Raw genomic sequence first — 26,680 nt, 5'->3', positions numbered from 1 at the left:
CAGTGTTGAGTTCTCCTTGGATCTCTCCCAAGGCAGGCCTTCCACAGGTCCGGGACGGTGGCGGTGGGGTTGCGATGCGCATCGTCAGCCGGTCAGGCACGCTGCTTGCGATCGTCGGCATAATCCTTATCCGGTCAGACGGAGACACGCACCGTCTGACCGGTAACGCACGAGGACGCGGCTCACGACCTCTGCCGCTGACCATTCCCGGGATCATCAGGTTCTTCCCATGAAGAGCTGCGACCGGGCGCACAAGGTTCGCGACGGTTAACCGGCTTCGGATCAGTCTGCGCCTCAGGGATCGAAGTAGGGCCGCTTGGCGCCTGTTGGAACAGCGGATCAGTGTCGGGGTCCCACCGCTGCGGGAGCCGACTGTCCTCCTGCGGCCTGAGGCTATCAACGAACACCCGGATTCGGTCGACGAGGACCTCCGCCACCGTTGTCGACCAGTCTCGGCCCCCCGGCCCGCCGCTGCGGCGAGTCTGTTGCCGGCGTCGGCCGATGATCAGGTCAGCCACAACGCGCGCGGCCAGGCCGACTGGAAGCTCGATGATTACGCCGATCCCTAGGCTGAGTGGCCACAATGACGCCCGCGGCGCCTTAAGGGGATCTTGCGAGCGGAAGCTTTTGCGTAGGACTTCTTTAAGGGCGGGAAGCAGATCCTGCTCTACACGGCTGACCGGCTGACCGACATGCGCGCAGTAGGCGGCATGCAGCTGCAATAACCGCAGCAGACGGTAGGTCGATGGGTCGTAGACAGCCTTGCGGTACTGCCCGTCGACGGCAGCGACGACGACAAAATAGAGGGCGTTGAAACCGGTCAACAGCAGGGTCACTTTCAGCAGCGTCGCCGACACCGCAACGCCAAGCAGGTGCAGGTAGTGATCGCCGCCCGGCTGGTCGATCCACGCCTCACCTGTAGTTCGGGTGACGAGCGCAGTGCCGAGCAACAGCAGGACCACTGCCAGCACGAAGCTAATCAACGCAGCCTGCGCCAGCAGCCGCCCGGTCAGGGCCACGGCGATGTTGATGATCTGCTGGTCGGTCAGCCTCGGAATGCGCCGGTGCTCGTCGGTGACTGGTACGCCGTCGGCGGTATACCGCGGCCACGGGATTAATGGACGGCCAGTCTCGTCAGCGCGCCGGTCGAGCAACTCTCGGGTTCGGGCGACACCAGTCCAGGCCGCGATCGCGGCAAACACGGCGAACGCACCGGCCAGCCGCCCCAGGCCGACACCGTGAGCGACTTGCCACACATCCGGGTTCAACAGCAGGAACACCGTCAATAGGATCAGCAGCGGAGCGGCCATTACCGTCCGACTTAGACCGGTTTGGGCAAGATCGGTGACCGCCAAATGCACCAGCCGCAGTACCCCGAGCGCGGTGACTGTGTACGCGACGACAAAGACAGCGGCTAGCGCCGCCGCCAGCAACGCTGTCAGCTTAAGTGCTGCCTGCGCGTTGGGGCCGAAGCCGCCGTTGACCGGGTCAGCGGCGACCTTTACAAAGGCGACCGCGGCCGGCCAGCTGAACGCGACCACGCAGCCGACGACCATTCCGACTTGCACCGACCGGTGGGTCACCACCGCGACAGCTAAGGTCCCGCTGATGTACGTCAGCTCACCCGCCAGAAACCACGCCGCGGACGTGCCGTGCAGCAGCAAGTAGGCCAGCAACCAGGATCCAACAGCAACTAGCAACAGGAACGGCATCATGCGCGGCAGCACCCGGGTACTCAGATGCCAACCGCGCACTAGCGACGGCAACCCCTCGTCCTGAAAGATCAGTTCGATGCGTGCACGGTCGAACTCTGCGTTCGCATTGATCACCAGCTGGGCCCTCACCCTCGTCAACAGCGACCTGCATTGCACCGCCCACGGAACCTCGATCGCCAGCCGCCACGCGCACCGACATTCATCATCAGGTCAAGCTATTGATCTGCCGAAACTCTCTTGTCTGCAGCTGGTGCCACGCTCCTCAACAACACCCCCATAGAGTCGATCCTGTTCCGGCAAGTTCCTGGGTACGGTTAAGCACCCCAGCCGGAAGCAGCGGGAGGCAGCGCTAAGAGCTCCTGACGCGATCTTCGACGAGGTCCAGTTACTCAAGCGCCGCCAGCAGACCATGGCGCAGCCAGAGACTGACGAAGGTCATGCATGGGCATCGGAGCGGTGTTTCCGTCACACGGCGAGACGGCAGAACTGCCGCACCCGCGCGAAGGTTTACTAGATGGGGATGGAAAGTTAACCCAGGCGCCTAGTGTTAGGCCTCTTCTGGTTGGCGAGAATCGATTCGGTCGGTGTCGCGCTCAGAGGCCCCTACCGGCACGGATCCCTTCAGGCGGCCTCAACCTTCATGCCCCGCGCCAACGCCTACAGCGAGGCTGCGGCACAGCAAGTCCCCCGATCACTCTTGTAGCGATAAATCGATCTCGGAGACGTCGAGCTCTCAGATGACAACATCTTGAAGTTAGTGACATTGTCGGTGAAAAGATCTTGGGAAAGTGTCATCCGAGACGGAAACCTACAGCGGCGGCCTCGGTGACGTGGCGATGCTCACCCAGGGCCAGGAGTCCGCGGAGGTCCTCGATCTGCACGACGCTCATCATACGTCCCACGCATTGTGTCAATGACTGTCATGCATTGGACGCATCGGCTTCCGGTGCCGAAGCTGGATCGGTGAGACGCACCTCGTTCGCCCTGTTCGCCGCCGGTGTGGCGACGTTCGCCCTGCTCTACAGCACGCAGGCGGTGCTGCCGGAGCTCTCCGCCGCGTTCGGCGTGACCCCGGCGCAGAGCGCGTGGTCGCTGTCGCTGGCCACGGTCGGGCTCGGCGTCGCGCTGCTGGTCACCGGGCCGCTGTCGGAGAAGGTCGGCCGCACCCCGCTGATCCACCTGTCGCTGATGCTCTCCGCGCTGGTCGGGCTGGGCTGCGCGGTCGCGCCGGGCTGGCATGTGCTGCTCGGCCTGCGGCTGCTGCAGGGGGTGACGCTCGCCGGGCTGCCCGCGGTCGCCACCGCCTACCTGCGGGAGGAGTTGCCGGCCGGGGTCCAGGCGCGCGCCGCCGGGCTCTACATCGGTGGCACGGCACTGGGCGGCATGGCCGGGCGACTGGTCACCGGCACGGTCGCGGGGGCGTTCGGCTGGCGCTGGGCGCTCGCCGCGGTCGCCCTCCTCGGTCTGCTCTGCGCCGTGTTCGTGCTGGTGACGCTGCCGCCGTCGGGCAATTTCACGCGCCGACGGTCGGCCGCGATGACCTGGCGGGCGTTCACCGACCCGGCCCTGATCAGCCTGTACGCGGTCGGCGCATGCGCGATGGGCGCGTTCGTCGCCGTCTACAACGCGATCGGGTTCCGGCTGACCGCCGCGCCCTTCGACCTGGGGCCGGCGGCGGCCGGCGCGGTCTTCCTGGTCTACCCGGCCGGCACGCTCAGCTCGACGCTGGCCGGGCGGCTCGCTGACCGATTCGGACGGCGGGCGGTGCTGCCGTTCGGGTGTGCGCTGATGCTGCTCGGTCTGCTGCTGACCCTGCCGGACCGGCTGCCGGTGCTGATCGCCGGACTGGCCGTGCTGACCGCCGGCTTCTTCTGCGTGCACGGCCTGGCCAGCGGCTGGGTTCCGGTGCGGGCGCACGCCGGTGACGTTCCGGCGGCGCAGGCGGCGTCGCTCTACCTCTTCGCCTACTACGCCGGTTCGTCGATCTTCTCCAGCATTTCCGGTACGGCCTGGTCCGCCGCCGGCTGGCCGGGAGTGGTCATGCTGGCCGCGGTGTTCGTGGCGGTGAGCGGCGTCCTCGCCGGTGCCCTGCGTCGCGTCCCGATCCTGGTCCCGGCCGGCGGTTGAGTCACTTCCAGGCGCACTTGTCCGCGGGGGCGCCGCTCGGCAGGTAGACCACGCGCAGGTGGAATCCGTACGGCTCGGTCGTCATCGAGAACCACCACGGGCAGCCGCCGGGCGCGTCCTTGAGCGCCGAGTAGATCCCGTAGTCCCGGTCGACCGGCCGCCACCCCGTCCCCTCGGCCAGCTTCCGGTAGAAGTCCAGCACCTCGTCCCGCTCGACCGACCCGCTCAGCGGCAGGCTGACCGAGGCCAGGAACCCGGACCCGGAGCAGAGCAGTTCCTTGTCGTCGGCCTCGCCGAACCGGTCCGGTCGCGGCGCCTTCTGCAGGATCGGCTCGGCGAGGATGTCCCGCACGGTGTCCGGCCTGGTCGCGCACTTCCCGACCGCGTCGGCCACCGCCGTGCCGTCGTCGTGCGGGAGATAGCGGGAGCCGAGAAGCCCGTAGGCGATCACGCCCAGCACCACCACCGGACCGGCCCCCAGCCGGATCCACCTCGGCACACCCACTCGGTTCTCCCCCGTCGTCACGTTCCGCCGAGGCGTGATCATAGATGCGTCGTCAGCCCGGCGTGAGGCCCTCCGGGCTGAGCCGCACCGGGCGGCCGGTCCGCGCCGAGCGATCGGCGGCCACGCCGGTCAGGACGCTGCGGATCCCGTCGCGCCAGCCGGCCTGCCGCGCCAGCGGGTCCTCACCGGGCCCGCGGAACACGTCGTCGAGGAGCAACGCGTCGCCACCGCCGTGCGCCCCGGCGCCCGGCACGATCGGGATCTCCTCGATCGGCCGCCAGTGATCCTGAACGGTCAGCCGCTCGTAGGCGCCGCGGTCGGCACTGGGGTCGATCGCCGACCGCGGCGGCGCCCACGCCCGTTCGCACACGTCGAGTTCGAGGCGGCCCTTGGTGCCGGAAATGGTCACGCGGTATCCCTCGCGGGGCGAATAGGCATTCAGCGCGTACGTCATGACGGCCGACCCGGCATAGCGGACCAGCACCGACATCGTGTCGTCGATGTCCACCCCGTCCCCGAACACGTCCTGGTTCCGGTCGTATCCGTCGTCGTGCTGCGCGTCCAGGTAGAGCGCCTTGAGCCGCGGATCGCCGGCGAGGTCGATCGTGAAGTCCCCGGCGTCGGCAGGCCGGTTCTCGGCGCCGTAGAAATGCCGCCCGGTCTGCGCGAAGACGAGCTCCGGCGCGGTGCCGAGCCACCAGTTCACCAGGTCGAAGTGGTGCGTCGACTTGTGCACGAGAAGGCCGCCGGAGAACTCGCGCCGCCGGTGCCAGCGCCGGAAGTAGTCGGCGCCGTGGACAGTGTCGAGGAACCACTCGAAATGGACGGCCGTGACCCGCCCGATCCGCCCGGAGGCCACCAGTTCCTTCACCGCCGAGTTGCGCGGCGAATAGCGGTAGTTGAACGTCACGACCAGTTTCGCCGGGCTCCGCGTGGCCGCCGCGGCGATCCGGGCGCACCCTTCCTCGTCGATCGTCAGCGGTTTCTCGACGATCACGTCCACCCCGGCGTCGAGGGCCGCGCAGACGTAGTCCGCGTGGGTAGCGTCGACGCTGGTCACGATCAGCGCGTCGACGGTGCGCAGCAGCGCCGGGAACTCGTCCGGGCGGTAGAAACGCACCGGCACGCCGAGCCGATCCTTGTAGTGCGCCATCCGTGTCCGGTTCGGATCACAGAAGCCGACGATCCGGCCGGTGTCGCGCCACTCGCCGGCGAGGGCGTCCAGGTACATCTGCGCCCGGTGTCCGAGCCCGACGATGCCATAGCGCCGTGTCATCGATCACTTCCCTTCGGATCGCGTACGTCGTGAGTCCCGAGCCGGCCGCACATCCCCCACCCCCGGGTATCGCTCTCGGGGGCACTGAAGACGGCGGCTTTCCCCAGGTGACGGCTGTCCCCGGCGGCCAGGGCGTCGAGCACCGCGTCGGATCGGGGCGGCTGCGCGCGCACGATCTCCCGCCACTGCTCCACGTGCGGCCGGACGAGCGCCGCCGCCCGTTCGTAGAGGTCCGCCAGGCCGGCCGGCTCGAGCCGCGCGAACCCGTCGAGGGCGAGCACGCGACGGGCTCGCACCGCGTTCTCCGCGTCGTCGGCCGGCACCAGCGCTGCCGACCGATAACGGTCAGGGTCGGCAAGCACGTCGGCGGGGAAGGTCATCACCGCGTCGCCGGACTCGGGCAGCCCCGCGTTCGACATCACCACCAGCAGTTCCAGGCCGCCGTGGTTGATCGCGCGGTGGATCACGCCCGGCGTGAACCAGACCGTGCTGCCCGGTTCCAGGGGCGTCTCGCGCAAGCCGGACGGGTCGAGCGTCTGGACCGCGCCGGTGCCGGCGATCACCACGTACGCCTCGGTGGACGTGGTGTGCAGGTGCGGGGTGCCGCCCTCGTCGTAGACCGACACCCGGGTCACGGACGTGCCGCCGGGGAACGTGGTCACGGGGCCGCCGCCGCGTGCAGGGCCGCGCGACCGTGCCCGGCCAGCTTCTCCGCTTCGGGCTCACCGGTCGCGACCACGACGGCGTACCGGAATCGGACCGTCTTCTGATCGGGCAGGTCGAGTTCCTCGCTGAAGAACGGCGCCGGATTGAGGCACGCGAACTGCTCGCTGCGGGCGAACCATTGCGGCGGGTGATGCGGATTCGCGGTGTCGTCGACGAGCAGCACGGTCGACCGCCGGTCGCTGCCGTCGTGGCTTCCCCGGAACGCGAACCATTCCGCTCGTTCCCCGCGCAGTTCATCCCCGCCACTGGCCGACGGCGACCGGATCACGCCGCCGGTGAACGAACGCGGGCCGCGCCAGAACAGTCCGCCGTAACCGGCGTTCTCCCGCCCTTTCGTCGTCGGCGACCCGAACGCGAGAGTCGCACCGGAGACGTTCGTGAGCGACGTGTCGAACGTCAGAGCCCAGCTCACGTCGTCGGCCAGCCGGAACGTCAGCGCACGCCGTTCAGCGATCACCGGCGCCCCGGCCTGCGACAGCCAGTCCAGCTCGTGCACCAGGCGGCCGCGGTCCAGTTCCAGCATGCGCCGGTGTACCGCGCTGCCGTTGTTCGGCCGCTGCACGTAGAACTGACCGTGGACGTAGGTCGGGCCGCCCCAGAAATTGTGCTCACCGACGTGCGGCAGCGACCAGGCGATGCCCTTGTGCCAGACGTGGTCGTGCGGGCGGAACAGCGAGACCAGGTCCCCGGCGAGCGTGCGGATCGGGTGCAGATAGGGCTTCGGCGACTCCAGCTGGACGGTGTCCGGCCGGTAGACGTACGTGAAGAGCTCGGCGTCTCCGGCCGAGACCGTCACCGACCGTTCGAGAGCGTGGTCGACGCGCAGTTCTGCCATGTGATTCCGGTTCCGTTCATGCGAGCGGCGAAAGGGTGATCCGGGCCGATCTCGCCCCGGCGCACCGGTTTCCCGGTGGCCGCCGAGGCGTAGAGGGCGGCGATGAACTCCATGGTCAGGCGGGTTTCGGGCAGCGTGACCGGTAAGGGTTCGCCGGCGTCGAGAGCGTCGAGAATCGCGGCGAGCTGGTCGGCGTGGCTGCTCCTCGCCGCGCTTTCCCGGGGGAAGGAGTGCGCCAGGTCGTCGTACGAGGGGGCGGGGGTTATCGTCCAGTCGGCGTCGCTGTAGCCATAGAGGTGCTCCAGTTCGACTGTCGCGTGTTCGAAGTCGAATCGCAGCATGGACGTCTGCCGGGGTGACACGACGGAATTGACGACCGAGGCCACCGCGCCGTCGGCGAATTCGACCAGGGCCATCGAGACGTCCTCGGTCTCGACCGGACGGGAACGGCGGGCGGCGATGGCGGTGACCCGTTCCCACGGGCCGAGGATGGAGAGCAGCAGGTCGAACTGGTGGATGCCGTGACCCATGGTCGGGCCGCCGCCCTCGGTCTCCCATTTGCCGCGCCACGGGACCCGGTAGTACTCGTCGTCGCGGAACCAGAGGGTGTGGCAGGTGGCCAACAGCGGCCGTCCCAGCGCGCCGGTCTTCATGAGTTTCCGCAGTCGCACGGCGCCGGAGCCGAAGCGATGCTGAAAGACCGTCGCCGCCTTGTCCGAGATCTCGGAGATAGCGTCTATTTCGTTCAACGACAGCGTCGGCGGCTTCTCCATCAGCACGTTCACTCCGGCGCGGAGGCACTCGCGGGCCATGGGAGCATGGGTGGACGGCGGGGTGCAGAGGTGGACCAGGTCCAGCACCTCGGTGGTTAACAGCTCCGACAGATCCGGATATGCCGCTTTGGTGCCCCACGCCTCCGCGAACGCCTGGGCCCGCGAGGGCACCACGTCCGCGACCGCGACCAGCTCGATACGGTCAGCGTGCTGACGCAGCGCCTCGGCATGAGCGGTCGCGATCGCCCCGGTCCCCACGATCGCCGCGCGATACCTCATGCGGCATCGATCGCGGCCTGCAGCTCCTTGATGAAGCCGGTCGCCGCGTCCTGCGGGGTCCTGCGCGCGAACAGCACGTCCTCGGTGTAGCGCTTGAGGATCTGCTCGACGTCGCTGGCACCGTTCGGCGTGACGCGCGGCGAGTCGCCCACCTTGATCGCGTCGAGGTACTCCGCCGCCGCCTTGTCGTTGCCGGTCAGCTTCGGCACCAGCGCCGAGCGGATCTTGGTGTTCGCCGGCACGCCCCGGTCGGTCAGCAGGATGTCGGCCGCCTCCTGGCTGTTGGCGAGGAAGTCGATGAAGAGCGCCGCCTCGGCCGGCTGCTTCGACCGCGACGAGATCGACCAGAACATCGACGGCTTGTAGTAGGCGCCGGGCGACGCGGCCTGCGCCTCCCCCGGCAGCTTGAGCAGCTTCAACTTCTGCCCGCTGGCCGCCGCGAGCGAGGTCAGCTGACTGTTCCACCAGGACCCGAACGCGGACACGTTGGTCGCGGTTCCGGACTGGTCGAGCGCCGCGCCGGCCCGCTCGACGCTGACCGAGGCCGGTGGCGCCATGCCACCCTGGGCCAGGTCGACCTGGTATTGCCAGAACGAGGCGAGCAGGTCCGGCGGAATGACGACCTTGCCCTCCGGCGAATAGAGGGCGGCACCGTGCTGACGGGCCCAGATGTTGACGCCGCCGATGTCGAAGCCGAGCGACTGGGTGCCGGTGACCTCGCCGCCGGACGCCTTGGACACCTGGTCGGCGACCTTCTTGAGGTCGTCCCAGCTCCAGGACGCGTCGTCGGGGGCGGCGACCTTGTACTTGTCGAGCAGGTCGGTGTTGACCACGAACGAGTACGCGGCGAGACCGGTCGGGATCGCGTACTGCTTGCCGTCGATCGCCCCCGTGGCCAGCGCTTTGGCGTCGAAGTCGGCGGTGGTCAGGTGCTTGTCGGCGGTCTTGAGGTCGAGCAGGGCGCCGCGCTCGGCGTAGGACGCGAGGTAGAGCTCGTCCATCTGGATGATGTCGGGCGCGTCGTTGGCGGCGACGGTGGTGGCGAGCGCGTCCCAGTAACCGTTCCAGTCCTTGAACTCGCCCTTGATCGTGATGTTCGGGTGGGCCTTGGTGAACGCGTCGATCACCTGCTGGGTGCGCTTGTGGCGGGCGTCCGAGCCCCACCAGGTGAACCGCAGCGTGACCGCTTCATCGGAGATGTCGCCGTTCGCGCTGCCGCCTCCGCTGCCGCCGCACGCCGCGAGGGCGGTGCCGGCAGCCAGCGACAGGCCGGTGACAAGGGCTTCTCGGCGCGTGAATCGTTTCATACCTCACCACGTCCTTAGGAAGAGGCCATACGGGAGATCTACTTGATGCCGGTCGTGGCGATTCCCTTGATCAGGAAGCGCTGGCCGAGCAGGAAGGCGAGGAAGACCGGCAGCAGCGAGACGACGCTCATCGCGAACATCGAGCCCCAGCTCGTCGACACGGTCGCGTCGACATAGGACCGCAGCGCCACCGGCACGGTGTACATGTCCGGGTCGGTCAGGTAGATCAGCTGGCTGAAGAAGTCGTTCCACGTCCAGATGAACGTGAAGATCGCGGTGGTGGCGAGCGCCGGGAGCATCAGCGGCAGCACCACCCGGAGGAAGATCCGCGGATGGCCGGCGCCGTCGATCCGGGCCGCCTCGTCCAGCTCGCGCGGCAGCCCACGGATGAACTGGACCATCAGGAAGACGAAGAACGCGTCCGTGGCCAGGAACTTCGGCACCACCAGAGGCAGGAACGTGTTGATCCAGCCCAGCTGGGAGAAGAGGATGTACTGCGGCACGATGATCACGTGGATCGGCAGCATGATCGTGCCGAGCATGATCGCGAAGAACACCTTCTTGCCGGTGAACTCCAGCCGCGCGAACGCATAGGCGGCCAGCGAGCAGGAGGCCAGGTTCCCGATCACGCAGCCGGCCACGACGATCGCCGAATTGATCAGATAGTGCCCGAACGGCGAGGCCAGCGCGGTCCAGCCCTCGGAGTAGTTCTCGATCCGCAGGCCGCTCAGGATCAGGCCGGGCGAGCGGAAGATCTCGTTGTTCGGCCGCAGCGAGCTGACGACCATCCACAGCACCGGATAGAGCATGATCAGCGCGAGCACGATCAAGCCTGCGTGCTTCGCGATGCTGCTCGCGACCGGCCGGGACTTGATCGGCACGGCCTCCTCGACCACCGGGGCCACGCGTTCCTTCAGGTCAGTCATCGTAGAAGACCCATCGCTTCGAGGCCCAGAAGTTGATCGCCGTGAAGATCGCGATGATCACCAGCAGCAGCCAGGCCAGGGCGGACGCGTATCCCATGTCGAAGCTGTGGAAACCGCGCTGATACAGGTAGAGCGTGTAGAACATCGTCGAGTCGGACGGCCCGCCGGTGCCGCCGGAAACCACGAACGCCTGGGTGAACGACTGGAACGCGTGGATGATCTGCAGGACCAGGTTGAAGAAGATGATCGGCGACAGCAGCGGCAGCGTGATGCTGCGGAACTGCCGGGCCTTCGACGCGCCGTCGACCGAGGCCGCCTCGTAGTACATCGTCGGGATCTGCCGCAGCCCGGCCAGGAAGATCACCATCGGGGCGCCGAACGTCCACACGTTCAGCACGATCAACGTGGACAGCGCCGTGTCCGGGTCGGAGATCCAGCTCTGCCCGTGGATCCCGAACCAGCCCAGCACCTGGTTGATCAGGCCGTCCGCACCGAAGATCTGCCGCCACAGCACCGCGATCGCGACGCTCGTGCCGAGCAGGCTGGGCAGGTAGAACACCGAACGGTAGAACGCCAGCCCGCGCATCCCGCGGTCGAGCAGCAGCGCGAGGCCGAGCGCGAAGGCGAGTTGCAGCGGGACGGAGACGAAGACATACGTGAAAGTGACGCCGAGTGCGTGGTGCAGCCGCTCGTCGTGGAGCATCCGCTGGAGGTTCTCCAAGCCGTTGAACTCGGGCGGCTGGATCAGGTTGTAGTCGGTGAAGCCGAGCACGAACGAAGCCGCGACCGGCCCTGCGGTGATCAGGATCAGCCCGGCGAACCAGGGTGACAGGAAGAAGAACGCGGCCCGGTTGTCCCGTCTGCGCGGCGGGCCGGCCGTGGAGGCGCCGAGTCGCTGGAGCTCGCCGAGGCTGCTCACGCACCCTCCTTCCGGCCAGTGGGAAAACGTATTCCAGAGTCTGAATGTGCCGCCCGCCACACGTCAAGTGTTTCCGCCGGATCACAGCAAACTCATCGATATGTGAACCCGCAGCCGGCCCACGGTCCCCCATGCCCGTCTCAACCCCCATGAGCAGATCAAGAGCCTTTTCCCGTACGTCGCGAGTCCCGCCCGCCGGGACCACCGCCCCACCACGCCCCGCACGGTGACCGGCGCTCACGGTCGTGATCGGGCCGGGCTGCACCACGGCCGCGGCGGGGGTCAGCGGCGCGGGGCGCAGCTCTCCCGGGGGAGGAACGTTCCGACTACCACCTCGCGGATCGGCGCCCGCCCGGGAACTACCTCGGCGAGGGCCATCTCGACGGCGCGGGCACCGCTCGCGGCGTGCGGGAGGGCGAGCGTGGCCAGGCGCGGGGTCACGTCGGACGCCAGCGGGACGTCGTCGAAACCGGTCACCGACAGGCGCCCCGGCACGGCGATCCCCGCGTCCCGGCAGGCCGAGAGCGCGCCGATCGCCACCACGTCGTTGACGCCGACGACCGCGTCGACCCCGTCCAGACGGCCGGCGGCCAGCGCGGTCATCACCGCGTCGTAACCGCCCTGCCGGCTGACCTCGCACTCGACCGCGTCGATGTCGCCACCGGCCAGACCGGCCACGAACCCGGCGTGACGTTCCGCGGCGAAGGCCCGATCCGGCGTACCGGAAAGGATGAGGATTCTTCGATGCCCGGTGGCGGCGAGGTGCTCACCGACCAGGCGGGCCGAGGCCCGGTCGTCGAAACGCACCGAGTCGAACGGCAGATCGACACTCCCGTAGATCACCACCCGGCCGCCGCTGCGCTCGTACGCGCGCAGTTCCTCGATCAGCCGGACATTGCGCGCGGTGCCCTCGACCCGCGTCGAGGTCAGCACCAGCGCCCGCGGGCGAAACGCGCACAACGTGCGCACGGTCTCGAACTGTCGCTCCGGGACACCCCGGGTCTGCGCGACACTGACGAACGCCCCGACCGTCCGGGCCTGGCGTTCCATCGCCGCGACGACCATCCCGATCGACGGCGTGGTCAGGTCGTCGGCGACCAGGGCGACCGTGTCGGTGCGCCCGCGCATCGCCCGCGCCGACAGGTCCGGGGTGTAGTTCAGCTCGGCGGCGGCGGCGAGGACCCTGCGTTCGTACTCCGCGGCGACCTTGCGCGAGCTGGCGCCGAGGACGCGGGAGGCGGTGGCGAGCGAGACGCCGGCCGCGCGCGCGACATCGTGGAGGGTCACGGTCGGTCTCGCCGGATGCGGCACCCCTCCCCCTCCCTGCGGATTCTCGTGCTGCCGTGCGCGTCGCGCCTCGTATGCCGCCGTGCTCGTCGTGCTGCCGTGCGCGTCGCGCTCGTCGTGCTGCCGTGCGCGTCGCGCCTCGTATGCCGCCGTGCGCGTCGCGCTCGTCGTGCTGCCGTCGAGTTGCCTCGGGTCGCCGCGACGAGAATACTGTCCGTCGCGACGGCGGGCGCTCACCGGCGGCTGGCACAATCGGCGCCGTGGAGCAGGAACCGGGCCGGCGACGGGTCACCTTGCACGATGTCGCGCGCGAGGCCGGCGTCTCCTACGCGACCGCGTCCCGCGCTCTCAACGGCAGCGATCGGAGCGTACGCCGGGAGAACGCCGACCGTGTCCGCGAGGCCGCCGCCCGACTCGGCTACCTGCCCGACCTCCCCGCGCAGGCGATCGCCAAAGGTTCCAACGGCACGGCCGCACTGGTCGTCAACGGCATCGACGACCCGTACTTCGTGACGATCGCGGCCGGCGCCACCGCGGCCGCCGAAGAGGCCGGGATCATCCTCACGCTGGCCGTTTCCGATCACTCCCCCGACCTCGAGTTGCAGATCGTCCGGACCCTGCGCGGCCAGCGCCCCCGCGCGATCCTGATCGCCGGCACCCGGGTCGACGGCGCCCCCTCCGCCCCGGACCTGATCGCCGAACTGGAGGCGTACCGCACCGCCGGTGGCCGGATCACCCTGCTCACCCAGCCGCGGCTGCCGTTCGCGACCCTCGCGGTCGACAACCACGGCGGCGCCCGCCAACTGGCCGGGGCCCTGATCGAGCGCGGCTACCGTCGATTCGCCCTCGTCCACGGCGACGACCGCCTGCTCACCTCCCGCGAACGCCGCGCCGGCTTCACCGAAGCCCTCCTCGCCGCCGGACTCGACGCCCCGCTCCCCGTCCCGTCCGCGTTCAGCCGCGACGGCGGCGAACAGGCCACCACCGACCTGATCCGAACCGGACTCGACGGCATCGAAGCGATCGTCGCCGTCACCGACGTGATGGCGATCGGTGTCCAGTCCGCCCTGCGCACCGCCGGCCTGGTCCCCGGGCGCGACGTCGGCGTGGCCGGCTTCGACGACATCGCCCCCGCCCAGGACGTCACCCCGACGCTCACCACGGTCCGCGTCCCCCTCCACGACCTCGGCCGCCGGGCCCTCCACCTGGCCCTCACCTCCGACACGCGCGACACGGTCACCGTCCCCACCCAGGTCGTCCTCCGCGACAGCACCCCACCTCGCCGCTGAGCCCTTGCCCAGCACCCCTGCCACTCCCCGGCCGGCGGCCTGGTCGTGGTCGCCCGGGGTGCACTGCCTCGCAGGTCGCGACCTGATCCGCGGGCCCGGCGAGCCACGCGGGTCGCGCTTCCCGGCCGGCTCTCACGGTGGTCGTCCGTTCCTCATGGCCACGGTGAGAACCCGGCCGGGAGGGTGAGGCGCCGGGCGGTGAGGCGGGCTCGCGTGGGGACGAGCCACGGGACCTTGCTCATGACGTACGGGGGAAGGGTGGGGGTTTCCAGGGGTTTGATCGGCGTGTCAGGATGTCGATGGAAACGTTTCCACGAAATTCCAGCGGACCGCATCGGAGGGCCTCATGCCGGATCACGCCGAGCTGCGGGACGTGGCGCTGCCACAGGAAGTGCCCTCGCCGCGGGAGCCGGCCTTGCCGCAGGACGGGGCGTTGCCGCAGGACGGGGCGTTGCCGCAGGGCGGGGCGTTCCTGCGGGACGTGGCTTTGCTGCTGCGGGACGGGGATGACGTGGCTGTGGCGACCGAGGAGCTGGCGCCGGGGCGGGTGCTGCGGCACGACGGCGGGGAGCTGACGGTCGCGGCGGCGATACCTCGCGGGCACAAGATCGCGCTGCGGGATCTGGCCACGGGGGCGCAGATCCACAAGTACGGGCAGGTCATCGGCCGTGCCACCACCGCGATCGGGGCCGGCGAGCATGTGCACGCGCACAACCTCGGGATGGATGCGGTCGAGCACGACTACGAGTTCGGGACGGGCGTGGTGACGATCCCGCGGGCGGCCACGACCAGGACGTTCGAGGGGTTCCGGCGCGCGGACGGCCGGGTCGGCACGCGCAACTTCGTCGGGATCGTCACGAGCGTCAACTGTTCCGCCTCGACCGCCCGGATGATCGCCGACCAGTTCCGCGGACCGATCATGGAGATGTATCCGCAGGTGGACGGCGTGGTCGCGCTCGCCCACGACTCCGGCTGCGGGATGGTCCCGGCCAGCGAGGGCGGCCGGATCCTGCGGCGGACCCTGCGGGGGTACGCGACCCACCCGAACATCGGTGGCCTGATCGTTCTCGGTCTCGGCTGCGAGATGCTGGGCGTCGAGACGCTGCTCGCCGATCTCGGCGCGCCCGCCGACACGCTGATCGAACGGCTGACCATCCAGGACACCGGCGGGATCCGCGCGACGGTCCGCGCCGGCACGACCGTGGTCCGCGCCATGCTGGAGCGGCTGAACGAGCGCCGCCGCGAGACGGTTCCCGCCTCCGCACTGGTCCTCGGGCTGAACTGCGGCGGTTCCGACGGCTACTCGGGGATCACCGCGAACCCGGCCCTCGGTCACGCCTCCGACCTGCTCGTCGCGCAGGGCGGGAGCTCCGTGCTGGCCGAGACACCCGAGGTGTTCGGCGCGGAGCACCTGCTCACCCGGCGCGCGGTCAGCCGCGACGTCGGGCAGCGGCTGCTCGACCGGATCGCGTGGTGGCACGAGTACGTCGAGGCCGGCGGCGGCACCCTGGACAACAATCCGTCCCCGGGGAACAAGGCCGGCGGGCTGACCACGATCCTGGAGAAGTCCCTGGGGGCGGTCGCGAAGGGCGGGGCGGCACCGCTCGCCGCGGTCTACGAGTACGCCGAGCGGATCACCGAGCCCGGGTTCGCGTTCATGGACACGCCCGGCTACGACCCGGTGTCGGTGACGGGCCTGGTCGCGGGCGGGGCGACGGTCGTCTGCTTCACCACCGGCCGCGGTTCGGTCCTCGGCGGCAAACCGGCCCCGGTCATCAAGATCGCCACGAACACGGAGATCTTCGAGCGGATGCGGGAGGACATGGACCTCGACGCGGGCGGCATCGTCACCGGATCGACCACGATCGGCGCGGTCGGCACGGAGATCTTCGAGACGATCCTGGCCGTGGCCTCCGGGAAGGTCACCGCGAGCGAGGACCTGGATCTGGGCCGGGACGAGTTCGTGCCCTGGCAGCTGGGCGCGGTCACCTGATAATGCCGTGATGACGTTCGCCGACATCCGTGAGGCCGCCGACGGCAATCTGGACCTGGACTACTACGACCTGGTCCGGGAGCTGGTCGCGAGCGGTGACCGCTCGGCGGTCGAGCCGGCCCGGGAGGCGCTCGAAGAGTACGTCGCCGCACGCAACGGCCACGGTCGTGACCTGATGGCCCTGGTCGTGGCCGGTCTGGACGGGGCGGCGTCGTTTCCGCTGCTTCTTGACGTCCACGCGGACGCGATCCGGCGCGAGGGCCTTGGCGACCTGGACACCATGAACCAGGCCCTCCACCAGGCGGCAACGGCCGATCCGGCGAGTGCACGGGCCGTCATCCTGCCCCGGTTGACCGATTCTGACCCCATCGTCCGGCGGGCCGCGCTGCAGGCGATCGGCTTCGTCCCGGAGCGGTCCGACCTGCCGCTGCTGCGAGCCGCACTCACCGACCCCGACCGGTGGGTCAGGCACACCGCCATCGGTTCGCTGCCGGCCGTGACGGACGACCCGGAGGTCTATCAGATCCTGGTCGCGGCACTGCACGACCCGGACGGCTGGGTGCAGCGCGAGGCCGTGATCATTCTCGGCTGGGGCGGGCCGCCGACCGTGGTCGACCACCTGGTGACCAGGCTCGACGAGCCAGGCTTGGCGCGGCAGGCGCGCTCGGCGATGGGCGGGGCGATCGGGCGCGCGGCCAAGGGCTCGGACCGCACGGCGACAGCCGCGGCGGCGCTGCGGGAGCTGATCGCCGACCCCGACCCGGCGACGCGGGCGAACGCCGTACGCGGGATCCGCGAGCTCGGCGAGCCTCTCGACGCGCTGAACGCGGTCGCCGACGACACCGACTGGCTGGTCCGGGAGACTCTGCGCGGCGCCGGCAACGGTTAGAGCCCGTCGGGGTGGATCACGCGGCGCCGGGGTGATCCGCCCCGGCGAGCCTCAGGACAGGCTCGAGCGGGTGACCTTCGGGTTACCCGCGCCCAGGTAGAAGATGCCCGGCAGCCCGGTCGTCTCGAACCCGGCGCTCGGGTTCCTGCGCAGCTTCGAGTTGCGGATCACCACGGTCCCGGTCCGGTCGTTGCTGACGAAGAAGATCGCGCCACCGCCCTCGACCGCTTTGTTGTTCTCGATCACGGTGCCGTCCAGGGTCAGCGTCATCTTGTCGCCGTCGTTGTAGATCGCGCCGCCGCTGCCGCCGCCCGGAGTGCCGGAACGGGCCGGGTTCGCCCCCTTGCCGACCGCCGAGTTCCCCGAGAAGTAGCTGTTCAGTACCGTCCACGAGACGCCGATACTGCTCAGCGCGGACCCGTTCGAGCAGACCCCGCCGGTGAACGTGCTGCCGACGATGTAGACCGGCGTGTCCCCGCCCTGCTCCAGGGCGCGGATCGCGGCGCCACCCAGGTCGGGGCCCGTACGATCGCATTTGTTGTCGGTGAAGCGTGAGTTGATGACCTTCAGGTGACCGCCGCGCACGAAGATCGCGCCCCCGCCACCACCCTCGGTGGCGTCGCCGGTGCTGTTGCCGCCGGTGAACGCGAGGTTCTGGATCGTCATCCGGGGGGTGTCCTGGTCCTGGCAGTGCGCGGTGGTCCAGCCCTGCGCCTGGTCACACGTGTTCATGTAGAGGATCCGGCGTTTGCCGCCGCCGCTGAGCGTGACCTTGTTCCCGCCGTCGAGGACCAGCGTGGTGTGCGCGTTCTTCACCTTGGCGGTGGCGGTCATCGTGATGGTGACCGGGGCCGGGCCGCAGTCGAACGTGATGATCCCGCCGGCCGCGACCGCTTTCACCACCGCGGCGGAGGTACAGCTCGCCGGGGTGCCGGTGCCGACCGTACGGTCCGGTTTGCCGGTGTTCACCGGCTTGGCCGCGCTCGGGATCGTCGCCTTGCCGGTCGGGTTGCCGGGCTTCGGGAGGAACGTTTCGTCGAGCGTCCTCGTCGCGCTGGGCGCCGGCGACGCGGAGACCGGCGGTGCCGTGGACGGCGCCACCGACTCGGCCGGAAGCGGGCCCGACGAGGTGGGCCCGGCGACGACGTCGACGGGCTCGCCCGCCTTGTCCCCGGCCGAACACGCACCCACCATGAGCAGGCTCAACACGCCGCCCAGAAGTACCCGTCGATGTCGCACCGGGCGATGCTAGCCGCTATGAAAGATCAAGTGGGGGCCACGCCGGACGACGCCCGGACCACCAGGCTCGTCGGCAGCACCGTCTCGCCGCCGCCCGCCCCGGTCCGCCCGAGCAGCAGGTCCAGCCCCACCACCCCGGCCCGATCCTTCGGCACGGCGACGCTGGTCAGCGGCGGATGGCTCATTCCGGCCAGGCTGACGTCGTCGAACCCGACCACGCTGACCTGCCCCGGCACCGGCGCGCCCCGGGCCGCGAGCCGGTGCAGCAGACCGAGCGCGACCAGGTCGTTGTAGGCGATCACCGCCGTCGCCGGGCTCGCCAGCACCAGGTCACCGGCGAGCAGCCCGCCCTCGAACGTCGGCGCCACCGCCCCGAGCGGCAGAATCGACAGGCTCTCCAGCGCTTCGACGCGCTGCCGCGTCGCCCAGGAACCCTCGGGCCCGGAGACGTACGCGATCTGCCCGTGCCCCAGAGCCCGCAAATGCCCCACCGCCTGGCGAATGCCGTCCGCGATGTCGGCGACCACCGACGACATCCCGGGCACCTGCCGATGCAGCAGGACGGTCGTCGCCGGATCCGCCGCGGCGAGGATCTCCGCGTCCGACGCCCGCGGCGAGCACAGCAACAACCCGTCCGTGTTCCGCCCCAGCGTCGCGATCGCCTCCAGCTCGGCGACCGGGTCCTCGTCGGTGTCGGTGATGAACACGCCGCAGTCCACGGCCCGGGCTCGTGCGCTCACCCCTTTGGCCACGTCCGCGAAGAACGGATTCCGAAGATCAGGGACGATCAACCCCAGATTTCCCGTACGGCCGGTGATCAGCCCCCGGGCAGCCCGGTTCACCCGATAGCCCAGCCGGGTGGCCGCCTCCAGCACGGTCTCCCGCGTGGCGGCGCTCACGCTGCCCCCGGTCAGCGCCCGCGACACCGTCGACACCGAGACGCCCGCCTCCCGCGCGACGTCCTGCACGGTCGTGCGCACCACGTATCGGCCCCCGTCCTCGGCTCGCGCCAGCATAACGACCACCCCGCACCCCACCGCTCGAGCCCGTGCCGCGCGTCCCGCTCCACCCGTCCTGATGCCACGCCGGGTGGTCGTGAGGGAACTGGCGCGGGACCTCGCCAATACGTGCCAGACGTCATCTGACCTGCAAAGTCGATGTTGGTGAATGGTTAGCGTCGCGGCCATGCATACCTCGCTGAGCACATGCGCCTTTGTGGCCGCCGCGGGGGCCGCCACGCTACTACTCACGTCTGCGCCCGCCGCCGCGGCGGGTTCGGGCTCCACCATTCAGGTCGACGTCGCCTCCGACGGAACACCGGCCAACGCCGCAGCCTTCTTCGCCGACATCTCGGCCGACGGGCGCTATGTCGCCTTCGCCTCGAACGCGAGCAATTTGGTGCCGGGTGACGTCAACAACGTCACCGACGTCTTCGTCCGCGACACGGTCGGCGGCACGACCACCCTCGTCAGCGGCGCCCCGAACGGACAGCCGGGGCTCGGGGCGGCCGACACCCAGGTGGCGATCTCCGGCAACGGCCGGTACGTCGCCTTCAGCTCCCTGGCGCCCAATCTGGTCACCGGCGACACCAACAACCGGCTCGACGTGTTCGTGCGCGACCGGCAGACCGGGGTGACCACCCGGGTCAGCGTCTTCGCCGGCGACCGGCAGATCCCGGCAACCAGCGTCACCCCCACGATCTCCGACAACGGCCGCTACGTCACGTTCGTGACCGGCCCGCCCGCCGGCACCGACGACGAGGGGTTGCCGATCAACAGTTCGACGGCGTTCGTCCACGACCGCCAGACCGGCCGGACCACAAGGGCCAGCCGGCAGGCCAACGGGGGCACCAACCTGGAGGTGCTCAATGCCGCCATCTCGGGCAACGGTAAGCGGGTCGTGTTCAGGGGCCTCGGCGACTGGATCGGCGACGGCGCGACGAACAGTGGCATCTTCGTCCACGACCTGGCGTCCCGGGTCACGGTCCGCGCCGACGTCCCGGCCGGCGGAGGCGCGGCCATTCCCAGCATCAGCCGGGACGGCACCCGCGTGGGCTTGGTCACCGGCGACCCGTATGTGCCGGCCGACACCAACGGCACGGTCGACGTCTACGTCCGTGACCTGATCACCGACACCACCACGCTGGTGAGCTTCAACCAGAGCGGTACAGGTGCCGGTAACGACATCAGCTCCGAGTCCGAGATCTCCGGCGACGGGCGCCATGTGGTGTTCACCTCGATAGCCACGGATCTCGTCGCCGGCGACGTCAACGGGCCGGCTCGTGATGTGTTCCTGCGGGACCTGAACACCGGCCGGACGACCGCGATCAGCGTGACACCGGCCGGCACGACCAGTAACGGCGACAGCTCCGGCACGGTCGCCTCCGCCAACGGCAGTCGCGTCGTGTTCCGATCCACCGCGACCGACCTCGGCGTCGGTCCGGGCGGCGGTGGCCAGCATCTCTACCGGCGCTGCCTGCGCAACTGCTGACCATCCCGTCCACACGGCCGGCCACGCCCGCACCCGCGAGCCGCGGCCGGCCCCGACGCGCACCCGACCGGCGACGACGCCCGCCCTCACCCGGGGTCGCGGCTGGTCTCGGCGGCCTTGCGGGCTCCGTCGGGCGGGACTCGGCAGCGGGCTCCGGCCCGAGTGCGGGTCTGCTGCCCTGACCGTGCCCCGCCACGGAGGCCGCCCTGTAGGGCCGAGCGCTCTGGGCGCCCCGCGCCCTGCTCGGCCCGGAAGGGTCCCCGCGGGAGCGACGACTCGGACCACAGCGGAGACAGGACCTGAAGGTTCTAGGCTCGGATGATCGTCACCTGGGCTCGGCGGAGGGCCTGCACCGTCGGGTGGGCCGGGTCGGCGTCGGTGACGACGGCGGTGACGGCGGCCGGGGGCAGGACCGTGAACGGTGAGGCGGTGCCGACCTTCTCGGCGCTGGCCAGGACATACGTCTCGGCGGCGCGGGACGCGAGGGTGCGTTTCATGGCGGCCTCGTCGGCGTCACCCGTGGTGAGGCCGGCCTGCTCGTGAACCCCGGTGACGCCGAGCAGGAAGAGGTCGGCGGTGATGGTCCGGGCGGCTTCGGCGGTCGCGGCGCCGCAGGTCACGGCCGAGTGCTTGAACAAGCGACCACCCAGGACATAGACGTCGACCGACGGATGGGTCACCAGCGCCGCGGCGACGGTGGGACTGTGCGTGACGATCGTGGCGGTCAGGTCGGGTGGGAGTGCGGATGCGACCGCGAGTGCTGTCGTGCCGCCGTCGAGCAGGACCGTGTGACCGGGTCGGATCAGTGCAGCGGCGGCTCGGGCGACGCGTTCCTTGCTGGAGACGGCGAGCGTGGTCCGCGTGGCGTAGTCGGCGACGGCCGGGGAGACCGGCAGCGCGCCGCCGTAGACGCGCTGGCAGAGCCCGGCGGCGGCAAGTTCGCGCAGGTCACGGCGGATCATGTCGTCGGTGACGCCGAGCGCGAGAGCGAGGTCCTTCGCGATCACCTTGCCGTCCGTGCGCAGCCGGGACAACAGCACGTCACGACGCTCCGCCGCCAGCATCCGTGTTACTCCTCATTGTTGTCGACTGTTGCGCGTTTCTGGGGCTAGGTTAGCGCCATGACTTCTCGACCCGGCATCGACATCCCCGACGCGCGCGGCCGCACCGGCCTCGACCAGGCCGGCCGTGACCTGACCGGCAACCCGGACGTGACCGTTCTCGACGTCGAGCTGCTGGCCGCGGCGTGGCACGTGCTGCGGCGGACGACGTATGACTTCCGGCGCAGCGACGGCACGGTCAGCCGCGAGCAGCGGGAGACGTATGACCGCGGGGACGGCGCGACGGTGCTGCTCTACGACGTGGAGCGCGAGACGGTGCTGCTCACGCGGCAGTTCCGCTATCCGGTGTATGTGAACGGCCACCCGGACGGCATGCTGGTGGAGACCGCGGCCGGGCTGCTCGACGGCGACGACCCGGCGGCCGCGATCCGGCGGGAGGCGAGCGAGGAGCTGGGCGTGGTGATCGGCGAGCTGGAGCCGGTGTTCGCGGTGTGGACCAGCCCGGGCTCGGTGACCGAAAGAGTTCACTGCTTTGCGGCGCCCTACACCGCTGCGTCGCGGGTCGGGCCGGGCGGCGGGCTGCCCGACGACGGCGAGGACATCGCCGCGGTCGAGTTGCCGTTCGCGCACGCGGTGAAACAGATCGAGACCGGCGAGATCGCGGACGCCAAGACCATCATGTTGCTGCAGTGGGCGGCGTTGCGCGGCCCGTTCCGGCAGGCCGCCCCAGCGGCTCGGTAGGAGTGCCATATATTTGCGCGATGGCAAAGACCGAGCGCGTCCTGGATGTCCTGATCGTCGACGACGATGACGCCGACACCCTGATGATCGAGGAAGCGCTGCTGGCCGCCTCGCCGCCACCGGCGATCCACCGTGTCGCCGACGGCAGCGAGGCGATCGACTACCTGCGGCGCCGCGGGGCCTACCCGGACGCGACGCGGCCCGATCTCATCCTGCTGGACCTGAACATGCCGCGGATGAGCGGGCACGAGGTGCTCGCCGAGGTGAAGAGCGACGACCAGCTCAAGAGCATCCCGGTGGTGGTGCTGACCACGTCGACCGCGCTTCCCGACATCACCGCGAGCTACACGCGGCACGCGAACGCGTTCGTCACCAAGCCCATGGATCTCGACGGGTTCGAGGCCGCCGTTCTCAAGATCAAGAGGTTCTACAACGAGACCGCCGTCCTTCCGGGGGACGCAGAATCGTGAAACACCTCACGCTCCGTAGAGGTTAGGCGAGCCTTACAACCACTTCTACCTGCGAAAACGTCCGTACGGGGCGATCCCGACCGGCAGGACGAAACTTGATCTGAACCTAGGTTGAAGTTTTACAGTTCCTCTTCGCCCGGACGTCGATCTTGGCTGAGCCGGATTCGCAGATACGAGTGAGTGAGGGATCGCGACCATGGACCGCCCCCTGAGGGTTGCCGTCATCGGAGCCGGCCCGGCCGGCATCTACGCGGCCGACCACCTCATCAAGGCCAACCCGGACGTCACCGTCGACATCCTCGACAAACTGCCCACCCCGTACGGGCTGATCCGCTACGGCGTGGCCCCGGACCACCCGCGGATCAAGGAGATCATCAACGCGCTCTTCCGCGTGCTGGACAACCCGCGGATCCGGTTCATCGGCAACGTGGCCTACGGCGTGGACGTCAAGCCGGAGGAGCTGAGCCGCTTCTACGACGCGACGATCATCGCGACCGGCGCCGAGAAGGACCGGTCGCTGGACATCCCCGGCATCGACCTGCAGGGCAGCTTCGGTGGCGCGGACTTCGCGTCCTGGTTCAACGGCCACCCGGACGTGCCGCGCGACTGGCCCCTGGAGGCCAAGGAGGTCGCCGTCATCGGCGCCGGCAACGTCGCCATCGACGTGGCCCGGATCCTGGCCAAGACCGCCGACGAGCTGCTGGTCACCGAGATCCCGGACAACGTCTACCAGGCGTTGAAGAACAGCCCGGTGACCGACGTGCACATGTTCTCCCGCCGCGGCCCGGGGCAGGTCAAGTTCACCCCGCAGGAGCTGCGCGAGCTCGACCACTCGCCGAACGTCGAGGTGATCGTCCACCCCGAGGGCATCGAGTTCGACGAGGCCAGCCTCGAGGCGATGCGCCAGACCCGGCACATCAAGATGTGCGTCGACATCCTGCAGAACTGGGCCGTGCGGGACCCGCGGGACCGCCCGCGCCGCCTGCACCTGTACTTCCTGCAGGCCCCGGTCGAGGTGCTCGGCGAGGACGGCAAGGTCGTCGGCCTGCGCACCGAGACACAGGAGCTGACCGGTGACGGCTGGGTCCGCGGCACCGGCGAGTTCACCGACTGGAACGTGCAGGCCGTCTACCGCGCGGTCGGTTACCTGAGCAGCGCGCTGCCGGATCTGCCGTTCGACACCAAGACCGGCACGATCCCGCACGCGGCCGGTCGGGTCCTGGACCTGGACGGCGAACCGATCCCCGGCATGTACGTGGCCGGCTGGATCAAGCGTGGCCCGGTCGGCCTGATCGGCCACACCAAGGGCTGCTCCGGCGAGACCGTCTCCAGCCTGCTGGACGACCTGGACAAGCTGCAGCAGGCGCCGCAGCACGACCCGGCCGAGGTCATCGCCTACCTGGAGCAGCGCGGCCTGCCTTACACCACATGGCAGGGCTGGCAGAAGCTGGACGCGCACGAGATCGCGCTCGGCGAGGCCCAGGGGCGTAAGCGGATCAAGGTCGTCCCGCGAGACGAGATGACCTCGATCGCCAACAGCTGACAGCGGGACATCCGCCCGCTGTCACGTCACAGCGGGCGGATGTTCTCCGCCTGAAGGCCCTTCTGGCCCTGGGTGACCTGGAACTCCACCCGCTGGTTCTCCTCCAGGCTGCGGAAGCCCGAGCTGGCGATGGCGGAGAAGTGCGCGAACACGTCCGGGCCGCCGTCGTCCTGGGTGATGAAGCCGAAGCCCTTGTCGTTGTTGAACCACTTGACGGTGCCGGTCGCCATGACCACTCCTTGTTCGGTGTTATGAGAACACCGGTCGAAAAGCAAAAACGCCTGTCGGTTTGAGATACCCGTCAGGCGCGTGTGTCGTCGTTACGGTAGCACGACGCGCACTCAGCGAACGGAACCGAGTACCGAAACCTCGGTGATTCCGGCGTCCTGAGCCGCGCCGAGGCCGCTGATCCGGTACGTACGCAGCAGGTGCAGCCAGTTCTCCGGCACGTGACCCCGGCCCGGATCGCCGACCAGGACCGTCGCGCCGCGGGCCGACACCCGCCGCAGGAAGACCGTCATCCGCGCCGCCAGGCCACTGTCGTAGTAGGCGTCCCCGACCAGGACCACCTCGGCGTCACCGCCGTCACCGTCGAGCAGGTCGCCCTCGACCAGGTCCAGGGTCACGGCGTTGACGCCCGCGTTCAGGGCGGCGGCGGCACACGCGTACGGGTCGATGTCGTTGGCGGTCACGTGCGCCGCCCCGGCCCGGGCCGCCGCGATCGCCGCCACCCCGCCGCCGCACGCCACGTCGAGCACCCGGCGGCCGGTCACCAGCTCGGGGCGGTCCAGGACGTACCGGGCGAGCGCCTGACCGCCGGCCCACGCGTTCGCCCAGAACGGGTGGAACGTCATGCCGGACTGGATCTCCAGCCGGGCCTCCAGCACGATCGCGTCGTCGGCGAGATGCAGGCGCACCTCGGGCACGAACGGCAGGCGCACCAGGCGCAGCCCGTCGTAGTCCTCGGGGCTGGTGGTGAGAAATCGGGACAGCCCCGGCATGGCACGCTCCTGTCATGGCTGGACCCGACAGTACGCGACCGGGCCGGGCCGCACCCGGCGAGGTCGTCACAGACGACACGTACGGGTACGAACCGGCCCGGATCGGGCTCAGGCCGTCTGCGCCGGGTTGTACTGCAACGTCCACCGGTACGCCTGGACCAGGCGCGTGTCGAAACCGGACGCCGAACCCCACAGGAAGATCCGGAAGCGACGGTAGAGCTCCTCGCCCCACCGGGCCACGATCTCCTCGCGCCGGGCGTCCAGGCGTTTCGCCCACTCGCGGCACGTCAGGTAGTAGTTGTGCCGGTCGTCCTGCACGCTGAGCAGGTCGAACGGGGAGCGCGCGACCTGGTGCAGGTACTGGTGGAGCAGCAGTGGGGCCGAGCGGCCGGGGTACACGTACTCCTTGAAGAACGTCGACGCGGTGTGCTTGCGCCGCATCGCGAGCGCGTCCAGATAGACACGCCCGCCCGGCTTTAGCAGTCGCGCGTACGTCTTCAGGGTCGCCGCGTAGTCCGGCAGGTGCTCGGTGACACCCATGTTGACGATCGCGTCGAAGCGCTGCTCCGACTCGTACCTCAGAATGTGTTCCCGGACCACGGTGACCGGCAGCTTCTCACGGGTGAACAGGTCGTTGAGGAACTTCTCCGACTCCACCGCCAGCGTGACCGTGGTGACGTCGATGCCGCGCCGGGCCGCGTACTCCGAGAACGCGCCCCAGCCGCCGCCGACCTCGAGCACCCGGTCACCCGGCTTCACCCCGATGTCGTCGAGGGCGATGTCGAGCTTGCGGGTGACCGCGTCCTCGAGCGGTTCGTCGTCCCCGGCGAAGACGCCCTGCGTGTAGCAGCGGTGCCGCTCGTCGAGGAACGTGAGGAAGAACTCGGACTCCTCGTCGTAGTGCTGCGAGATGGCGCGCCGGTCGTGGTCGGTCTTGCCCCGCCACAGCGACGGCGCCCACCGCCCGGCGAACGCGACCGGGTGGATGTCGGAGAAGAACCTGCGCATGTTGAGTGCGGCGCCGAGGTCACCCTCGACGTCGAGATGCCCACGCAGGTACGCCACGGCGACCTGCAACTGATCGAGAGACGCCAGTGCGTCGTGGCCCGCGTCGTCACGGACCACGAAGCAGAATCTGGACGGAGTGAACTCGCTGACGCCGTACGAGAGGGTGGCGCCGTCGCGGGTCAGGATCTCGAAGGGAATCGGGGTGCGGTCACGGAAGAACTCGTCGTAACGCCGGCTGAAGACGTCGGCCAGGGAACGCCGCCTCATACCGCGATCCTGCC

The 26,680-nt window shown here is 69.6% G+C and carries 24 protein-coding genes; 8 read left to right on the top strand and 16 right to left on the bottom strand.

The window, feature by feature from the left end:
* Positions 1-182: 182 nt before the first annotated feature.
* Complete coding sequence (locus ACH442_RS06915) at positions 183-1,829, bottom strand: hypothetical protein (protein ID WP_396336988.1); 1,647 nt, start codon at positions 1,827-1,829, stop codon at positions 183-185.
* An 849-nt stretch (positions 1,830-2,678) separates the two neighbouring features.
* On the opposite strand from ACH442_RS06915, the gene ACH442_RS06910 reads away from it, so the two are divergent.
* Entirely contained in the window at positions 2,679-3,842 is a 1,164-nt protein-coding gene (locus ACH442_RS06910) for an MFS transporter (protein ID WP_396336987.1), read from the top strand.
* 1 nt (position 3,843) lies between these two features.
* Here ACH442_RS06910 and ACH442_RS06905 read toward each other — a convergent pair whose 3' ends face one another.
* The 9 genes from ACH442_RS06905 to ACH442_RS06865 form a co-directional block, all read right to left on the bottom strand.
* A complete protein-coding gene (locus tag ACH442_RS06905; RefSeq protein WP_396336986.1) occupies positions 3,844-4,347 on the bottom strand; it encodes a hypothetical protein in 504 nt (167 codons plus the stop codon).
* Between the two features lie 52 nt (positions 4,348-4,399).
* Entirely contained in the window at positions 4,400-5,623 is a 1,224-nt protein-coding gene (locus ACH442_RS06900; protein WP_396336985.1) for a Gfo/Idh/MocA family protein, read from the bottom strand.
* Complete coding sequence (locus tag ACH442_RS06895) at positions 5,620-6,285, bottom strand: cupin domain-containing protein (protein ID WP_396336984.1); 666 nt, start codon at positions 6,283-6,285, stop codon at positions 5,620-5,622. Before ACH442_RS06895 ends, ACH442_RS06900 begins: the two co-directional genes overlap by 4 nt.
* On the bottom strand, positions 6,282-7,184 hold the full coding sequence (locus ACH442_RS06890) for a PmoA family protein (protein WP_396336983.1): 903 nt from the start codon (positions 7,182-7,184) through the stop codon (positions 6,282-6,284). The genes ACH442_RS06895 and ACH442_RS06890 overlap by 4 nt, the downstream gene beginning before the upstream one ends.
* A complete protein-coding gene (locus tag ACH442_RS06885; RefSeq protein ID WP_396336982.1) occupies positions 7,142-8,236 on the bottom strand; it encodes a Gfo/Idh/MocA family protein in 1,095 nt (364 codons plus the stop codon). Before ACH442_RS06885 ends, ACH442_RS06890 begins: the two co-directional genes overlap by 43 nt.
* Entirely contained in the window at positions 8,233-9,543 is a 1,311-nt protein-coding gene (locus tag ACH442_RS06880; RefSeq protein WP_396336981.1) for an ABC transporter substrate-binding protein, read from the bottom strand. Before ACH442_RS06880 ends, ACH442_RS06885 begins: the two co-directional genes overlap by 4 nt.
* Positions 9,544-9,581: 38 nt before the next feature.
* Positions 9,582-10,469 carry a carbohydrate ABC transporter permease gene (locus tag ACH442_RS06875; protein ID WP_396336980.1) on the bottom strand — a complete coding sequence of 296 codons (888 nt, stop codon included), beginning with the start codon at positions 10,467-10,469 and terminating at the stop codon, positions 9,582-9,584.
* A complete protein-coding gene (locus ACH442_RS06870) occupies positions 10,462-11,388 on the bottom strand; it encodes a carbohydrate ABC transporter permease (RefSeq protein ID WP_396336979.1) in 927 nt (308 codons plus the stop codon). The genes ACH442_RS06875 and ACH442_RS06870 overlap by 8 nt, the downstream gene beginning before the upstream one ends.
* A 282-nt stretch (positions 11,389-11,670) precedes the next feature.
* Entirely contained in the window at positions 11,671-12,675 is a 1,005-nt protein-coding gene (locus tag ACH442_RS06865) for a LacI family DNA-binding transcriptional regulator (RefSeq protein ID WP_396336978.1), read from the bottom strand.
* Between the two features lie 260 nt (positions 12,676-12,935).
* On the opposite strand from ACH442_RS06865, the gene ACH442_RS06860 reads away from it, so the two are divergent.
* The 3 genes from ACH442_RS06860 to ACH442_RS06850 all read left to right on the top strand — a co-directional run bounded on the left by ACH442_RS06860 (position 12,936) and on the right by ACH442_RS06850 (position 16,846).
* A complete protein-coding gene (locus ACH442_RS06860; protein ID WP_396336977.1) occupies positions 12,936-13,964 on the top strand; it encodes a LacI family DNA-binding transcriptional regulator in 1,029 nt (342 codons plus the stop codon).
* Between the two features lie 346 nt (positions 13,965-14,310).
* Positions 14,311-15,957 carry a UxaA family hydrolase gene (locus tag ACH442_RS06855; protein ID WP_396336976.1) on the top strand — a complete coding sequence of 549 codons (1,647 nt, stop codon included), beginning with the start codon at positions 14,311-14,313 and terminating at the stop codon, positions 15,955-15,957.
* Between the two features lie 10 nt (positions 15,958-15,967).
* Positions 15,968-16,846, top strand: a complete 879-nt coding sequence (locus tag ACH442_RS06850) for a HEAT repeat domain-containing protein (RefSeq protein WP_396336975.1) — start codon at positions 15,968-15,970, stop codon at positions 16,844-16,846.
* A gap of 51 nt (positions 16,847-16,897) precedes the next feature.
* Here ACH442_RS06850 and ACH442_RS06845 read toward each other — a convergent pair whose 3' ends face one another.
* Both ACH442_RS06845 and ACH442_RS06840 read right to left on the bottom strand, forming a co-directional pair.
* Positions 16,898-18,085 carry a hypothetical protein gene (locus ACH442_RS06845; protein ID WP_396336974.1) on the bottom strand — a complete coding sequence of 396 codons (1,188 nt, stop codon included), beginning with the start codon at positions 18,083-18,085 and terminating at the stop codon, positions 16,898-16,900.
* Between the two features lie 26 nt (positions 18,086-18,111).
* Positions 18,112-19,101 (bottom strand): LacI family DNA-binding transcriptional regulator, encoded by a 990-nt coding sequence (locus tag ACH442_RS06840; RefSeq protein WP_396336973.1) that lies wholly within the window; start codon positions 19,099-19,101, stop codon positions 18,112-18,114.
* A 169-nt stretch (positions 19,102-19,270) separates the two neighbouring features.
* On the opposite strand from ACH442_RS06840, the gene ACH442_RS06835 reads away from it, so the two are divergent.
* Positions 19,271-20,575: a hypothetical protein gene (locus tag ACH442_RS06835; protein ID WP_396336972.1), complete on the top strand. Its 1,305-nt coding sequence runs from the start codon at positions 19,271-19,273 to the stop codon at positions 20,573-20,575.
* Between the two features lie 308 nt (positions 20,576-20,883).
* Here the strand turns inward: ACH442_RS06835 and ACH442_RS06830 are convergent, their stop codons facing one another.
* On the bottom strand, positions 20,884-21,639 hold the full coding sequence (locus tag ACH442_RS06830) for a DeoR/GlpR family DNA-binding transcription regulator (RefSeq protein WP_396336971.1): 756 nt from the start codon (positions 21,637-21,639) through the stop codon (positions 20,884-20,886).
* Between the two features lie 57 nt (positions 21,640-21,696).
* Between ACH442_RS06830 and ACH442_RS06825 the strand changes: the two genes are divergently transcribed.
* The 3 genes from ACH442_RS06825 (at position 21,697) to ACH442_RS06815 (ending at position 24,390) form a co-directional block, all read left to right on the top strand.
* Complete coding sequence (locus ACH442_RS06825; protein ID WP_396336970.1) at positions 21,697-22,377, top strand: NUDIX domain-containing protein; 681 nt, start codon at positions 21,697-21,699, stop codon at positions 22,375-22,377.
* Positions 22,378-22,397: 20 nt separating this feature from the next.
* On the top strand, positions 22,398-22,847 hold the full coding sequence (locus ACH442_RS06820; RefSeq protein ID WP_396336969.1) for a response regulator: 450 nt from the start codon (positions 22,398-22,400) through the stop codon (positions 22,845-22,847).
* A gap of 196 nt (positions 22,848-23,043) precedes the next feature.
* Positions 23,044-24,390, top strand: coding sequence for an FAD-dependent oxidoreductase (locus ACH442_RS06815; RefSeq protein ID WP_396336968.1), 1,347 nt, complete (start codon positions 23,044-23,046; stop codon positions 24,388-24,390).
* A 26-nt stretch (positions 24,391-24,416) separates the two neighbouring features.
* On the opposite strand, the gene ACH442_RS06810 is transcribed toward ACH442_RS06815, so the two are convergent.
* The 3 genes from ACH442_RS06810 to ACH442_RS06800 form a co-directional block, all read right to left on the bottom strand.
* The gene (locus tag ACH442_RS06810) at positions 24,417-24,620 is read right to left on the bottom strand and encodes a cold-shock protein (protein ID WP_396336967.1); all 204 of its coding nucleotides are present in this window, start codon (positions 24,618-24,620) and stop codon (positions 24,417-24,419) included.
* A 111-nt stretch (positions 24,621-24,731) separates the two neighbouring features.
* A complete protein-coding gene (locus ACH442_RS06805) occupies positions 24,732-25,391 on the bottom strand; it encodes a class I SAM-dependent methyltransferase (RefSeq protein WP_396336966.1) in 660 nt (219 codons plus the stop codon).
* Between the two features lie 108 nt (positions 25,392-25,499).
* The gene (locus tag ACH442_RS06800; RefSeq protein WP_396336965.1) at positions 25,500-26,666 is read right to left on the bottom strand and encodes a class I SAM-dependent methyltransferase; all 1,167 of its coding nucleotides are present in this window, start codon (positions 26,664-26,666) and stop codon (positions 25,500-25,502) included.
* Positions 26,667-26,680 lie beyond the last annotated feature (14 nt).

The organism is Actinoplanes sp. NPDC020271, from assembly GCF_044388125.1.
Lineage (GTDB): Bacteria > Actinomycetota > Actinomycetes > Mycobacteriales > Micromonosporaceae > Actinoplanes.
This window is presented reverse-complemented; position numbering and strand designations above follow the sequence as displayed.

What these genes read in the sequence shown, in the direction of transcription:
- ACH442_RS06900 (WP_396336985.1), bottom strand. Translation starts at nt 5,623, where the DNA reads ATGACACGGCGCTATGGCATCGTCGGGCTCGGACACCGGGCGCAGATG.
- ACH442_RS06890 (WP_396336983.1), bottom strand. Translation starts at nt 7,184, where the DNA reads ATGGCAGAACTGCGCGTCGACCACGCTCTCGAACGGTCGGTGACGGTC.
- ACH442_RS06885 (WP_396336982.1), bottom strand. Translation starts at nt 8,236, where the DNA reads ATGAGGTATCGCGCGGCGATCGTGGGGACCGGGGCGATCGCGACCGCT.
- ACH442_RS06880 (WP_396336981.1), bottom strand. Translation starts at nt 9,543, where the DNA reads ATGAAACGATTCACGCGCCGAGAAGCCCTTGTCACCGGCCTGTCGCTG.
- ACH442_RS06875 (WP_396336980.1), bottom strand. Translation starts at nt 10,469, where the DNA reads ATGACTGACCTGAAGGAACGCGTGGCCCCGGTGGTCGAGGAGGCCGTG.
- ACH442_RS06855 (WP_396336976.1), top strand. Translation starts at nt 14,311, where the DNA reads ATGCCGGATCACGCCGAGCTGCGGGACGTGGCGCTGCCACAGGAAGTG.
- ACH442_RS06850 (WP_396336975.1), top strand. Translation starts at nt 15,968, where the DNA reads ATGACGTTCGCCGACATCCGTGAGGCCGCCGACGGCAATCTGGACCTG.
- ACH442_RS06840 (WP_396336973.1), bottom strand. Translation starts at nt 19,101, where the DNA reads ATGCTGGCGCGAGCCGAGGACGGGGGCCGATACGTGGTGCGCACGACC.
- ACH442_RS06835 (WP_396336972.1), top strand. Translation starts at nt 19,271, where the DNA reads ATGCATACCTCGCTGAGCACATGCGCCTTTGTGGCCGCCGCGGGGGCC.
- ACH442_RS06830 (WP_396336971.1), bottom strand. Translation starts at nt 21,639, where the DNA reads ATGCTGGCGGCGGAGCGTCGTGACGTGCTGTTGTCCCGGCTGCGCACG.
- ACH442_RS06825 (WP_396336970.1), top strand. Translation starts at nt 21,697, where the DNA reads ATGACTTCTCGACCCGGCATCGACATCCCCGACGCGCGCGGCCGCACC.
- ACH442_RS06820 (WP_396336969.1), top strand. Translation starts at nt 22,398, where the DNA reads ATGGCAAAGACCGAGCGCGTCCTGGATGTCCTGATCGTCGACGACGAT.
- ACH442_RS06815 (WP_396336968.1), top strand. Translation starts at nt 23,044, where the DNA reads ATGGACCGCCCCCTGAGGGTTGCCGTCATCGGAGCCGGCCCGGCCGGC.
- ACH442_RS06810 (WP_396336967.1), bottom strand. Translation starts at nt 24,620, where the DNA reads ATGGCGACCGGCACCGTCAAGTGGTTCAACAACGACAAGGGCTTCGGC.
- ACH442_RS06805 (WP_396336966.1), bottom strand. Translation starts at nt 25,391, where the DNA reads ATGCCGGGGCTGTCCCGATTTCTCACCACCAGCCCCGAGGACTACGAC.
- ACH442_RS06800 (WP_396336965.1), bottom strand. Translation starts at nt 26,666, where the DNA reads ATGAGGCGGCGTTCCCTGGCCGACGTCTTCAGCCGGCGTTACGACGAG.